General features: G+C 69.2%; 9 protein-coding genes. 2 read left to right on the forward strand and 7 right to left on the reverse strand.

What is annotated here, in order from left to right; translation table 11 throughout:
• Window positions 1–104 precede the first annotated feature (104 nt).
• From ectA to CCO03_RS13350, 7 genes are all read right to left on the reverse strand, one after another.
• Window positions 105–623 (reverse strand): diaminobutyrate acetyltransferase, encoded by a 519-nt coding sequence (gene ectA, locus CCO03_RS13320; RefSeq protein ID WP_087281794.1) that lies wholly within the window; start codon window positions 621–623, stop codon window positions 105–107.
• 516 nt (window positions 624–1139) lie between these two features.
• Window positions 1140–2882, reverse strand: coding sequence for an acetyl/propionyl/methylcrotonyl-CoA carboxylase subunit alpha (locus tag CCO03_RS13325; RefSeq protein WP_087281796.1), 1743 nt, complete (start codon window positions 2880–2882; stop codon window positions 1140–1142).
• Window positions 2883–3332: 450 nt separating this feature from the next.
• The gene (locus tag CCO03_RS13330) at window positions 3333–4967 is read right to left on the reverse strand and encodes a 5-oxoprolinase subunit B/C family protein (RefSeq protein ID WP_087284683.1); all 1635 of its coding nucleotides are present in this window, start codon (window positions 4965–4967) and stop codon (window positions 3333–3335) included.
• A gap of 98 nt (window positions 4968–5065) precedes the next feature.
• Window positions 5066–5872 carry a putative hydro-lyase gene (locus tag CCO03_RS13335; protein WP_087281799.1) on the reverse strand — a complete coding sequence of 269 codons (807 nt, stop codon included), beginning with the start codon at window positions 5870–5872 and terminating at the stop codon, window positions 5066–5068.
• A 147-nt stretch (window positions 5873–6019) separates the two neighbouring features.
• Window positions 6020–6778 carry a LamB/YcsF family protein gene (locus CCO03_RS13340; protein WP_087281800.1) on the reverse strand — a complete coding sequence of 253 codons (759 nt, stop codon included), beginning with the start codon at window positions 6776–6778 and terminating at the stop codon, window positions 6020–6022.
• A 38-nt stretch (window positions 6779–6816) separates the two neighbouring features.
• Window positions 6817–8070 carry an NRAMP family divalent metal transporter gene (locus tag CCO03_RS13345; RefSeq protein ID WP_087284685.1) on the reverse strand — a complete coding sequence of 418 codons (1254 nt, stop codon included), beginning with the start codon at window positions 8068–8070 and terminating at the stop codon, window positions 6817–6819.
• Between the two features lie 1093 nt (window positions 8071–9163).
• The gene (locus CCO03_RS13350; protein WP_087281802.1) at window positions 9164–9796 is read right to left on the reverse strand and encodes a response regulator; all 633 of its coding nucleotides are present in this window, start codon (window positions 9794–9796) and stop codon (window positions 9164–9166) included.
• A gap of 83 nt (window positions 9797–9879) precedes the next feature.
• On the opposite strand from CCO03_RS13350, the gene CCO03_RS13355 reads away from it, so the two are divergent.
• Together CCO03_RS13355 and argA are read left to right on the forward strand one after the other, a co-directional pair.
• Window positions 9880–11289: a sensor histidine kinase gene (locus CCO03_RS13355; RefSeq protein WP_087281804.1), complete on the forward strand. Its 1410-nt coding sequence runs from the start codon at window positions 9880–9882 to the stop codon at window positions 11287–11289.
• 74 nt (window positions 11290–11363) lie between these two features.
• Window positions 11364–12710 carry an amino-acid N-acetyltransferase gene (gene argA / locus CCO03_RS13360; RefSeq protein ID WP_087281806.1) on the forward strand — a complete coding sequence of 449 codons (1347 nt, stop codon included), beginning with the start codon at window positions 11364–11366 and terminating at the stop codon, window positions 12708–12710.
• The last annotated feature ends 108 nt before the right edge of the window (window positions 12711–12818 follow it).

Raw genomic sequence — 12818 nt, forward strand, 5'->3', positions numbered from 1 at the left:
GAGGCTTCTCCTTTCTCTGGTGCAAGAAAACATGCGGGCCGAATGCCGGCCCATGCCAGGCAGATCCACGCCGGATGGCCTCTGAAGCCATCACAGGCAGGGGCTTACTGCGGGCGCGAAATGGGCCCGATCAACAGCAGGGGCTCGGCCGGATGGGGCACGGGAAACTGCTCGGGCGTGAAGTGCGGCTGCACCTTCAACGTGGTGCCCAGCCGCTGCGCAAACGCGTGGAACAAGGCCTGCGACGCCGCGTTGTCCGGGTCCACGGTGGCCGTCACCCAGCGCGCATGGCGGTTCGCGGGCAGCGCCTGCCAGGCCTGCAGCATGGCGAGGCCCAGGCCGTGGCCGCGGTAGGCCGGCAACACGCCGATCTGCCAGACGAAGGCGGCGTCAGGCTCGCTGGGCGGCCGGTAGCCAATGACCAGGCCGGCCGGCTCCCCGTCCTGCTCGGCCAGCAGGCAGGTGCCCCCGAAATCGGTGGCCATCAGCAGGTAGAGGTAGGGGGAATTGAGCTCGAGCGTGCCCGTGGCCTGAACCAGGCGCCACAGCGCGGCCCCATCGGCAGGGCGGGCAGATCGGAACGAAAAGGAACAAGTGGATGCGGATGGGCCTGTGTGGGTCATGCCATGGGTTGTTTGTGGTGAAGCATGGCCTGCGCGAGCAGAACGGCTTCTGGCGACGGACCGGGTGCGCGGGTGGCGCCTCACTCGGCCAGTCGGCCCCCTCAAGCAGGGGACCTACAAAAAAACTCAAGCGACCCAAAGCGTGCGGAGCACAGCGGCCGTTGAACGAGACACAGCGGTGGCGAGGGGTCCGAAGGACGCGCCGATCCGCTGCTGGCAGGGCAGCGACTGGGCCGCCTGCATACTTTCAGTCTAGTTCCATCGCGGGGATGACGCAACCCCCATTCGGCCCGCAGGCCATTTCACCTGTCATGACATGCGGCGCATGGCAGGTGACGGCGGGGTTTGCGGGGGGAGTATCGGCGCCGCGTGGTCCACACTTTTCCACACGCCCTCGTCCCACACCCCACCCCGCGTCGTCGGCACCGTTTCAGCCGCGTCAAGCCACCTCAACCCATGCACGAGTATTCGATGCTGTCGATGAGGTGACCATCGGTTGACCACCCATACTGGTCATCAATTGACCACACCCAGCACAGCGCCCAGGCGCAGCGCGTCGCCCACCGCGGCCCGCTGGGTCAACACGCCCGCGCATGGCGCCGTGACCTGCATTTCCATTTTCATGGCTTCCATCACGGCCACCGGTTCGCCGGCCTCGACGCGGGCACCCTCGTCCACCAGCCATTTCTGCAGCGTGCCTGCGCTGGGCGCCGCGACAGCGCCTGGTTCGGACTCGGGCTCGACGGGCAGCACCGCGCCCGTGCCGCCGGCACCCGCGGCCAGCGCCCCGAGCAAGGCCGCGGGCAACCCCAGGCTCACGCGCCGGCCGTCGACCTCGATCGCGGTGCGGGTGAGCGCCGGCGATGCCAGCGGCGCCGGCCGCGGGCTGGCCTGCACGGCCTGGGCCAGGGTGTCGGCGAAATCGGTTTCGATCCACCGCGTGTGCACCGCGAACGCGCCATCGGCCGCGACGAAAGCAGGTGCCGTCACCACGGCATCGTGGAACGGCAGCACGCTGGGCACGCCGTCGATGCGGAACTCGGCCAGGGCGCGGCGCGCGCGGCGGAGCGCCTGCTCGCGCGAGCTGCCCCAGACGATGAGCTTGGCCATCATCGAATCGAATTGGCCCGCCACCACCGAGCCCGCGACCACGCCGGCATCCACACGCACGCCCGGGCCGCTGGGCGCCTCGAACACGGTGATGACCCCGGGCGCGGGCAGAAAGCCGCGCGCCACGTCTTCGGCGTTGATGCGGAACTCGAGCGCATGACCCTGGGGCGCCGGGGCATCGGCGAAGGACAGCGGCAGGCCATCGGCCACGCGCAACTGCTCGACCACGAGGTCCACGCCTGCCGTCACCTCGGTCACCGGGTGTTCGACCTGCAGCCGGGTGTTCACCTCCAGGAACGAGATGGTGCCGTTGCGCGACAGCAGGAACTCCACCGTGCCGGCGCCCACATAGCCGGCCTTGGCGCACACGTCGCGGGCGGCCGCGTGGATGCGTTCGCGCTGCTCGTCGCTGAGGAACGGCGCGGGCGCTTCTTCGACCAGCTTTTGGTTGCGGCGCTGCAGCGAGCAATCCCGCGTGCCGACCACCACCACGCGGCCGTGTTGGTCGGCCATGACCTGCGCCTCGACGTGGCGCGGCTGGTCGAGGAACTGCTCGACGAAACACTCGCCGCGGCCGAAGGCCACCGTGGCCTCGCGCACGGCCGATTCGTACAGCTCGGCCACCTCGTCCATCTGCCACGCCACCTTCATGCCGCGACCACCGCCGCCGAACGCGGCCTTGATGGCGATCGGCAGCCCATGCTCGCGCGCGAACGCCACCACGTCGGCCGCGCTGGTCACGGGGTCGGCCGTGCCGGCCACCAGGGGCGCGCCCACCGACAGCGCGATCTTGCGCGCCTGCACCTTGTCGCCCAGCGCCGCGATGGCGGCCGGCGGCGGGCCGACCCAGATCAGCCCGGCGTCGATCACGGCCTGCGCGAACGCCGCGTTCTCGGACAGGAAGCCGTAGCCCGGGTGCACCGCGTCGGCGCCGCTCTGCCGCGCAATGGCCAGCAGCTTGTCGACGTTGAGGTAGGTGTCGGCGGGACGTTCACCCTTGAGCGCATGGGCCTCGTCGGCGACGCGGGTGTGCAGCGCGTCCAGGTCCACGTCGGCGTACACGGCGACGCTCTGGATGCCGTAGTCGGCGCAGGCACGGGCAATGCGGACGGCGATTTCGCCACGGTTGGCGATGAGGAGTTTTTTCATGGCGTGGATCGGTTCAATGGGTGAGGGGCGCCTGGGGCGCGGCGGGCGCAGCAGTCGGACACGGCGCGGTGCGCCGCCAGCGGGCCGGCCGGCGCCTCAGCCTGGACAACGGGCCGCAAGCGGCGGTGGCAGCGGGGTGGCCATGCGAAGGATGACATGCAGGTGGTATGCCTCCAGGGTCGTTTGAAAGACATCGAGGACAGGGTGTTACCCCATCCAACCTGAAGAGCAGCTTCAGCGGCGACGGGGAGGCGACGGGTCCAAGAAGGCCTGCCGGCATGCCCCGCCCGCAGCAGCCCAGGCGACGCCCGGCGTTCGCGCCTCGGCGCGCGGTGGGGGTCAACGCGGTGTGGGCGTTCCAGGAGCCCTGTGCCCTCGCTGCGTCACCCCGGCACGCGGGGTGACGGATGCGGTGCAGGGCATCCACGGCGTGAGCAGCAGGCGGGCCCATCAGCCCACCTCCGCAAACGGCGCCACAACGCGGAACCGCACCACCGCCCCCACAGGCAACTGGGCCGCCAGGTGCAGGTGATGTGTGGCCACGCAGCCGATCACGGGATACCCCCCCGTCAAAGGGTGGTCGGCCAGGAACAGCACCGGTTGGCCGTTCGGCGGCACCTGCAGCGCACCCAGCGCCGTGCCTTCGCTGGCCAGCTCGGCCGTCACCATCTCGGGCTTGCGCTGCAGGCCTTGCTCGCCGATCAGGCGCACGCCGACGCGGTTCGACTGCGGGCTCACGCCCCAGTCCTGCGACGTCAGCAGGGCCAGGGCATCGGGCCCGAACCACTCGGTGCGCGGGCCCAGGTTCACATCCAGCGTGACGGGCTCGCCGCGCACGGGCAGTGCCGTTGCGGGGTCGACGGCGTGCATGTCGACCGCCGACTGCACCGCCTGCCCCACGGCCAGGACCTGCCCGGCACGCAGCGCTTCGGGGCCCACGCCGGCCAGCGTGTCGGTCGCGCGGCTGCCCAGCACGGGCGCCACGTCGAAACCGCCACGCACGGCGACGTAGCTGCGCAGGCCCGCCTCGGCTTCGCCCAGGCTCAGCACGTCGCCGGGGTCCAGCGCCAGCGGTGTGCCGCGCGGCACGGCCTCGCGCACGCCGGCCGCCGAGCGGCGGGTCAGCGAGCCGGCCGCACCGGTCACGGCCACCACCACGGGCTGCAGGGCGCGCAGGGTCAGGCCGCCATCCACCGCCTCGATCGCCGTCGCGTCGGCCGCGTTGCCGACCAGGCGGTTGGCGGCTTTGAAGGCACGCACGTCGAGCGCCCCCGACACGGACACGCCCTGCCCGGCCTGGCCCGTGCGGCCCAGGTCCTGGCACAGCGCCTGCAGGCCCGTGGCCTGCACCTGCAGACCGGCGTCTGCGGGTGCGGATGCGGGTGCGACGGCCTCTGGCGCGGCGGACGGCGCCACGGCAACGCTCACGCGCGATGCGGCCACGAGGCGCTCGCGCAAGGCCTGGCCGGCCGCGCTGGCCTCGTCGACGAAGCGCACACGCTGGCCAGGCTGGAAAAACGCCGGCGGCACGCGGCCCAGGTCCCACATGGGCACCGCGGTCGTGCCGATGAGCTGCCAGCCCCCCGGCGACTCGCGCGGGTAGATGCCGCTGTAGCGGCCGGCCAGCGCCACCGAGCCAGCCGGGATGCGCGTGCGCGGGCTGGCACGGCGCGGCACGTCGAACACGGCGTCGCCCCCCGTCAGGTAGGCGAAGCCGGGCGCAAAGCCGGTGAAGGCCACGTCCCAGGTGCCGCCGGTGTGGCGGGCGATGACCTCGGCCGGCGTCAGCCGCAGGTGCGCCGCCACCTCGGCCAGGTCTTCCCCGTCGTAGCGCACGGGCACCTCGACCAGTGCGCCTTCGGCGGTCGCGCGCTGGCTGCGGTCGCGCCGTGCCACCTCGGCCGCGACCCGGGCCGGCGTCGTGGCCCAGGGCGCGAACTCGATCAGCAGGGTGCGCGCAGCGGGCACCATCTCCAGCACGCCGGCCACGGGCTCGCGCTGCAGCGCATCGAACAGCGCCAGGGTTTCGGCCAGGTCGGCCAGCTCCACCAGCACGGCGTTGTCGTTCACAGGCAGCACACGCACGGCGTCCTCCACATCTCAATCCATTGATACACACCGAGTATGAGCTGGTTGCCGTTCATCATGAAACGGAAAACATCCCATACCCACCCCTCACCTCATCACACGTGGTAGTGCTCGTCCGGCACATCGGTGATGAACATGTGGCCGGGCGCATGGGTGACCGCGAACGGCACGCCCGAGGCCATGACGGCCGCCTGCGGCGTGACGCCGCAGGCCCAGAACACAGGCACCTCGCCGGGTTCGATGCGCACCGGGTCGCCGAAATCGGGGCAACCGATGTCGGCGATGCCGATGGCGGCCGGGTCACCGACGTGGACCGGCGCGCCGTGCACGGACGGGAAGCGGCCCGAAATCAGGCAGGCGTCCGAGACGCGGTCGGCCGCGATGGGACGCATGGACACCACCATGTTGCCGCGCAGCCGGCCGGCGGACCGGCAGGCGCGGTTGGTGGTGTACATGGCGACGTTGCTGCCGTCGGTGATGTGGCGCACCTCGATGCCGGCCTGCTGCAACGGCGTCTCGAAGGTGAAGCTGCACCCGATCAGGAAGGTGACCAGGCCCCCGTGTTCGGCATAGAACGGCGTGGCGTCGGTCACCTCGTCGACCAGCTGGCCATCGCGCCAGATGCGGTAGAGCGGGATGTCGGTGCGCACATCGGCGCCCGCCGCCAGCAGGGTCTGGTGGGCGCCCGCCTCGACCACGTCGAGCACGGGACAGGGCTTGGGGTTGCGCTGTGCGTACAGCAGAAAGTCCCAGGCCCAGTCGCGCGGCAAGGCGATCATGTTGGCCTGGGTCATGCCGGGTGCCACGCCTGCGGTGGGCGTCACCTTGCCGGCGCGGTAGTCGGCCCGCGCGGCCTGCGCCGCCGCCACGGCGGCCTGGTGTTTGGCTTGAAGGGGGTTCATGGGTGCTCCTGGCGCGGCGGGCGTTCAGGCGACCTGCCGCGCATCAATGTCAAGGGTATGTGCGCATCGCCGATGTCCAGTGATCGGCCGTGTCCTCATACCCCAAGCGAATCATCTCAACCCCGGCCAAGCCGGGGCTGCTGGGGCTCAGGCAAAGGGCTGCAGCGTGACGCCGGCCTGCGCGAGTTCATCGCGCACGGCCCGCGCCATGGCCACGGCGCCGGGGCTGTCGCCATGCACGCAGATGGAGTCGGCCTGCACGCGGGTCAGGCTGCCGTCGATGGCCTCGACCACGCCTTCGCGCACCAGGCGCAGCATGCGCTGGGCCACGGCCCGCTCGTCGTGCAGCACGGCACCCGCTTCGCGGCGCGACACCAGCGTGCCCTGCGGGGTGTAGGCGCGGTCGGCAAAGGCTTCCTGGATCACCGTCAAGCCGGCGTCGCGCGCCCAGGCCACCAGCGGCGAGCCCGCCAGCACGACCAGCGCCAGCGAGGCATCAACGGCGCGGATGGCCTCGATCACATCGGTGGCCTGGCGCTGGTCGTGCGCGATGGTGTTGTAGAGCGCACCATGCGGCTTCACGTAGCGCACCGTGGTGCCCGCCACGCGCGCCAGCGCCTGCAGGGCGCCGATCTGGTAGATGACGTCGGCGCGCAGGTCGGCGCTCGCCACATCCATGCTGCGGCGGCCGAAACCGGCCAGGTCCGGGTAGGCGACGTGAGCACCCACGCGCACGCCCTGGGCTGCGGCGGCTTTCAGGGTGCTGAGGATGCCGGCGGCGTCGCCCGCGTGGAAGCCACAGGCCACGTTGGCGCTGGTGACGATGTCCAGCATGGCGGCGTCGTCGCCCATGGTCCAGGCGCCCAGGCTCTCGCCCAGGTCGCTGTTCAGGTCAATGTGGGGCATAGGGAATCACTCCAGTCGAACGTTGCAAGGCGCCGGGCTCACAGGCCGATGAAGGCGAAGATGGGCTTGATGGACACCGCTGCCATGTACCACGACAGCAGGCACACCAGCGAGCCCAGCACCAGCAGCCACTTGGGGTAAGGCACGCCGCCCAGCAGGTCGGCGCGCGTCCAGCCGATGTACATGAAGATGGTCAGGCCCAGCGGCAGGATCAGGCCGTTGAAGCCGCCGGCAAACACCAGCAGCGCGGCGGGCGCCGTGCCCATGGCCAGGTAGACGACGAGCGAGATCAGGATGAAGACCACCGTGGCCCAGTTGCGGCCGCGCTCAGTGATGTTGGGCTTGAAGGCTTGCAGGAACGACATCGAGGTGTAGGCCGCGCCGATCACGCTGGTGATGGCCGCCGCCCACAGCACCACGCCGAAGGCACGCAGGCCGAAGCTGCCGGCCGCCGCCTGGAAGGCCTGAGCAGCCGGGTTGGCGTTCTTGTTCGCCAGGTCGATCGCCACGCCGCTGCTGACCACGCCCAGCACGGCCAGGAACAGCACGTAGCGCATGAGCCCGGTGACGGCGATGCCACTCAGCGCGCCCTTGTTCACGGCGTTGATGTTCTCCAGGCCCACGGTGCCTTTGTCGAGCAGGCGGTGCGCGCCGGCGTAGGTGATGTAGCCGCCCACGGTGCCCCCGACGATGGTGGTGATGGCGGCGAAGTTGATGCTGTCGGGGAAAACGCTCTGGCGCAGGGCCTCGGCCACGGGCGGGCCGGACACGAAGGCAACGTACACCGTCAACACGATCATCAGGATCCCGAGCCAGACGATCATGCGATCGACGGCCATGCCGGCGCGCTTGGAGCCGAAGATGAACAGCGCAATGGCCGCGCTCACCGCGCCGCCGATCTTGGGGTCCACATCCAGCATGGCGTTCAGCCCCAGGCCCGAGCCGGCGATGTTGCCGACGTTGAACACCAGGCCACCAAAAATCACCAGCACGGCCAGCAGGTGGCCGCTGCCCGGCAGCGCTTTGTTGGCCAGGGCCGACGCGTTCAGGCGCGAGAGCGCGATCATGCGCCAGATGTTCAGCTGCACGACGAAGTCGATCAGGATGGACGCCAGGATGCCGAACGCGAACGCCGAACCGAGGTTCACCGTGAACGTCGCCGTCTGGGTGATGAAGCCCGGCCCGATGGCCGAGGTCGCCATCAGGAAGATGGCCGCAATGAGGGACGAACGCCGCGACTTGGCGAAGTCGGTCGCGGAACGGTCTGCCCCGGTGGTCAGGGTTTCAGCCATGGTGAGCCTCTGGAAAAAGATGCAAGGAGCACCGAGCCATGCAACATCGATGCCAATTTGCTTGAACACACGATTCTCATATGTTCAATACAAGGATTTGTATTGTTGAACAATTATTGAGTTTTGCCGTACGGGATATCCCTCGGTGTCGGGCTGTCGTTTTGGGTGCAGCCTGCATGGATGCGGTGCATGAGGCCCCATGTTGGCGCGTACAGGCGGCCGGTGCGCGCCAGCCGCAGCGACACAGCACGCGCCCGCCAACGTCAGGGGCCGGGGACCTTGCCAGCCCGTCGGGCTGGGTTGGCATCCAGCCGTGCGGCGCCGTTCGGTTGGACGTTCAGGAGGACGGCCAAGCGCGCGAGCCGCGAGCAAGAAGCGGCCAGCAACTGCCCTGCCCTCCACTTGAGCGCACTGGGTGGCGCTTTTGGGGAGCCGCGCAGGCCCTCAAGCGCTGCGCACGGGCGCGAGGGGGAGCGTGGCTGAGTCACGCCACTCTGCGCGTGCCCTGAAGTGGCCCCTCAGCCGCCAGCCGCATCGGGCTCGCGCCGCCACATCGGACGGCCCGGGGGCAAGGACCGGAAGAATGGGGAATTCGCCTGGTGAGCCGATGGGCGCCGCGCGTCAGCCCTCGGTGGGTGTTTTTGGACCAGCCCGCAGCCGTCGCTCGCCTGCGTCGGGCCGGACGGGCCTCGTCCAACGGCCCTCCAGCACCGGATTCACCGTCTGGGCGGGGTGCAAGCGCCCCACGAGCACGGCTGGCCATCGGGGTCATGAGCGGTGCGTTGACTGGTTGAGGCCTTGGGCCAGCACGCTGGCTCCGTCCACGCCCGCGACCCACGGCGGGCCAAGCCGCCTGGCGGAAGCACCTGCGGCACCCCCGCGCGACTGAGCTGGCGTCGCGCCTGCGGCTTGGCATGGACACGCCTGCGCCGCATCGCCATGCCAGCGCGGCGCAGGGCCGGTCTGCAGCGCATCGCGTGCGGCACCGAGGCGACAGGGCGGGCGGGGGATGACGCAGCGCCGTCGCCCATTCGTCAATGGAGTATGGTCGGCCTTCCGATACTTTTGCATCGGCAATCAGCCCATACCCCGCTCAGTCGATGAGTTGCTGCTTGAGGGCGTAGTACGTCAGGTCGCTGTTGCTGGACAAGCCCATTTTTTCCATCAGGCGTGTGCGGTAGGTGCTGACGGTCTTGACACTGAGCGACAGCTCGTCGGCGATCTGGCTGGCGGTTTCTCCTTTGGCCAGCTTGAGGAAGACCTGGAACTCGCGTTCGGACAGCTCCTCGTGCGGCGCCGAGCTGCCCTTTTTGCCCAGTTGCTGCGCCAGCAGCTCGGCCACGGTGGGCGTGATGTAGCGCTTGCCCAGGGCGATGGTGCGCACGGCGTCCACGATCTCCAGGGGCTCGCAGTCCTTGTTGAGGTAGCCGCTCGCGCCCTGGCGGATCAGCTGCACGGCGTAGTGCGCCTCCGGGTAGCCGCTCAGCACCAGGATGCCCATGTCGGGCGCCTTGGCGCGCAGCATGGCCAGGGCGTCGATCCCGCTCTGGCCCGGCATGGACAGGTCCATGATGAGCACATCGATCTCTTCCTTGCGCACCAGGTCGATGGCCTCGCGCCCCGATGCCGCCTCGCCCACCACCCGCAGGTCGATGTGGTCGGCGAAAAACTGCCGCAAACCCGAACGCACGATGGCGTGGTCGTCAACGATGCCTACTTTGATCATGTTGGAGTTCCTCTGCCTTGTGGCATGTCATACGTTTGGATCATATCCAGTGCAGGACGAGGCCTGTGCTAGGCTGTTTACCCATGAAGCGGCTTGCCCTCGCCATGCGCAAATACCTGGCTGCAGCTGCCGTCGGGCTGGCTGTCGCCGCCAGCCTCGTCGCGATCAGCGAGCTGGGCTACCACCGATCCCGCAATGCCTTGGATTCCCTCGGGTCCGTACGCGCTTTGCAAAAGTCGGCCGACCAGTTGGGAGGCGCCTTGCGCGCCGCGGAATCGGCACAGCGCGGCTACCTCCTCACCGGCGACGATTTTTACCTGCAGCAGTTCGAGGCCGAAAGCACGCGTGCGTCGGCCGGACTGACGCACGTGAAACAGGCGCTGATGTCGGTGCCCGACGCCGACGTGAGCCTGTCGGGGCTGGAATCAACCATCGCCACCAAGATGTCGGAGATGAGCCTGGCCGTGCACCTGCGCAGCAAGGGGCACCTGGACGCGCTGGAGTTCGTGACCAGCTCCGACGTGGGCCGCACCCAGATGAGCACCATCGCGCAGCTGCTCGACCGGCTGGACCAGACCACGGAACGCCTGGTCAGCGACAGCCAGGCGCAGATCCGCACCGCGCAGGACTACAGCCGCGTCGGCCTGACCCTGGCCGCCTTCACCGGCTTGCTGGCCTTTTTGCTTTACCTGCGCCGCAGCCACCAGCTCGAGCAGTCCGTCGTCAAGACCAATGCCGCCCTGCAGCAGGAGCGGGAGCGGCTGGAAGACCTGGTGCGCGAACGCACGCGCAACCTGCGCGAGCTGGCCACGCACCTGCAACAGGTCCGCGAGGTGGATCGCGCCAAGCTGGCGCGTGAACTGCACGACGAGCTGGGTGCCCTGCTCACGTCCGCCAAGCTGAGCATGGCACGGCTGAAGCCCAAGCTGCCCAAGGACGACGACACCATTCCGCCCCTGATGGCCACGCTGACCGACACGCTGAACCAGGTCATCGCGCTCAAGCGCAACATCATCGAGGACTTGCGCCCGTCGTCGCTGGACAATTTCGGCCTGCTGACGGCGCTGGACATCCTGGCCCGCGAGTTCCAGGAGCGCTCGGGCGTGACGGTGGAGACCAACATCGAACCCGCCACCCTGGACGCCAATGCCCAGCTGTCGCTCTACCGCATGGTCCAGGAGTCGCTGACCAACGTGGCCAAGTACGCCCAGGCCAAGCAGGTCTACATCGGCTTGCGCGTGTACCGCCAGCACGTGGAGCTGACGGTGAAGGACGATGGCGTGGGCTTCGACCAGTCCGTGACCCAACCCAAGTCGCACGGCCTGGCCGGCATGCGCCACCGCGTCGAGTCGCTGGGCGGCCGGCTGGACATCCAGTCGGCACCCGGCAAGGGCACGACGGTGTTCGCCGCGTTTCCGGCGGCGCAACGTCCGCCCCCTGCCCCGGAACCTGCTGCGCAGCCCGCCAAGCCCGATGCGCCCGACGTCGCCTGAGCAGGGCCTGCGCAAGCTGACACCGCTCGGCCCTACACTTGCGCTCCCACGCGTTCCCCGTCCTGACGTCACCCATGTCCGCCGTTTTCAACTTCACCTTCGTGCCCTGGTTCCGTTCGGTGGCGCCCTACATCCACATGCACCGGGGCAAGACCTTCGTGATCGGCGTGTGCGGCGAGGCGCTGGCCGCCGGCAAGATGGGCACCCTGGCGCAGGACATGGCGCTCATCCAGTCCATGGGGGTGCAGATCGTGCTGGTCTACGGCTTTCGCCCGCAGGTGAACGAACAACTGCTGACCAAGGGCATCTCGCCGCAGTTCTCGCACGGCATGCGCATCACCGACGCGCAGACGCTGGATGCGGCACAAGAGGCGGCCGGCCAGCTGCGTTTCGAGATCGAGGCCGCCTTCAGCCAGGGCCTGCCCAACACCCCCATGGCCGGAGCCACGGTGCGCGTGATTTCGGGCAACTTCGTCAGCGCGCGCCCGGTCGGCATCGTCGACGGCGTGGACTTCAAGCACTCCGGCCTGGTGCGCAAAGTGGACGTGGCCGGCATCACGCGCGGCCTGGACATGGGCGCCCTGGTGCTGGTGTCGCCCTTCGGGTTCTCGTCCACGGGGGAGGCCTTCAACCTCACCATGGAAGAAGTGGCCACCAAGGTGGCCATCGACATCCAGGCCGACAAGCTGATCTTCCTGACCGAGATCCCCGGCATCCGCGTCAAGCCCGATGAAGCGGCCTCGCCCGACAACCCCATCGACACCGAACTACCGCTGGACGCGGCCCGGCGCCTGCTCGCCAAGTCGCCGCCCGGCCACAGCCCGACCGACACCGCGTTTTACCTGCAGCACTGCGTGACCGCGTGCGAGCACGGCGTGGAGCGCAGCCACATCCTGCCCTATGCGCTGGACGGCGCCCTGCTGCTCGAGATCTACGTGCACGACGGCGTGGGCACCATGGTGGTCGACGAGAAACTCGAAAGCCTGCGCGAAGCCACGCACGAGGACGTGGGCGGCATCCTGCAGCTCATCGAGCCGTTCGAGAAGGACGGCACCCTGGTCAAACGCAGCCGCACCGAAATCGAGCGCGACGCGGACCACTACACCGTGGTGGAACACGACGGCGTGATCTTCGCCTGCGCGGCGCTCTACCCCTACCCCGAAGCCAAGACCGGCGAGATGGCCGCCCTCACGGTGTCGCCCGCCTCGCAAGGCCAGGGCGATGGTGAGAAGGTGCTCAAACGCATCGAGCAGCGCGCCCGCGCCCAGGGCCTGCGCAGCATCTTTGTGCTCACCACCCGCACCATGCACTGGTTCCTCAAGCGGGGCTTCGAACCCGTCAGCCCCGAATGGCTGCCCGAGGCGCGCAAGAAGAAATACAACTGGGACCGCAAGAGCCAGATCCTGGTCAAGATGCTCTGAGCAGCCGACCGGCCGACGCCCGTGGGGCAACCGCAGCCTGCCCAGCCTCGGCCACCCGTGCGCGGCGACTGTGCTCGTCGCCCTGGCCGTCACCTCGGTTCATTCAAG

Origin of the sequence: Comamonas serinivorans (assembly GCF_002158865.1) — a bacterium.
Classification (GTDB): Bacteria; Pseudomonadota; Gammaproteobacteria; order Burkholderiales; family Burkholderiaceae_C; genus Comamonas_E; species Comamonas_E serinivorans.

Bases quoted from the DNA above. Each gene is read 5' to 3' on its own strand.
- CCO03_RS13340 (WP_087281800.1), bottom strand. From the start codon at position 6,778: ATGCCCCACATTGACCTGAACAGCGACCTGGGCGAGAGCCTGGGCGCC.
- CCO03_RS13355 (WP_087281804.1), top strand. From the start codon at position 9,880: ATGAAGCGGCTTGCCCTCGCCATGCGCAAATACCTGGCTGCAGCTGCC.
- CCO03_RS13335 (WP_087281799.1), bottom strand. From the start codon at position 5,872: ATGAACCCCCTTCAAGCCAAACACCAGGCCGCCGTGGCGGCGGCGCAG.
- CCO03_RS13325 (WP_087281796.1), bottom strand. From the start codon at position 2,882: ATGAAAAAACTCCTCATCGCCAACCGTGGCGAAATCGCCGTCCGCATT.
- CCO03_RS13350 (WP_087281802.1), bottom strand. From the start codon at position 9,796: ATGATCAAAGTAGGCATCGTTGACGACCACGCCATCGTGCGTTCGGGT.
- argA (WP_087281806.1), top strand. From the start codon at position 11,364: ATGTCCGCCGTTTTCAACTTCACCTTCGTGCCCTGGTTCCGTTCGGTG.
- ectA (WP_087281794.1), bottom strand. From the start codon at position 623: ATGACCCACACAGGCCCATCCGCATCCACTTGTTCCTTTTCGTTCCGA.
- CCO03_RS13345 (WP_087284685.1), bottom strand. From the start codon at position 8,070: ATGGCTGAAACCCTGACCACCGGGGCAGACCGTTCCGCGACCGACTTC.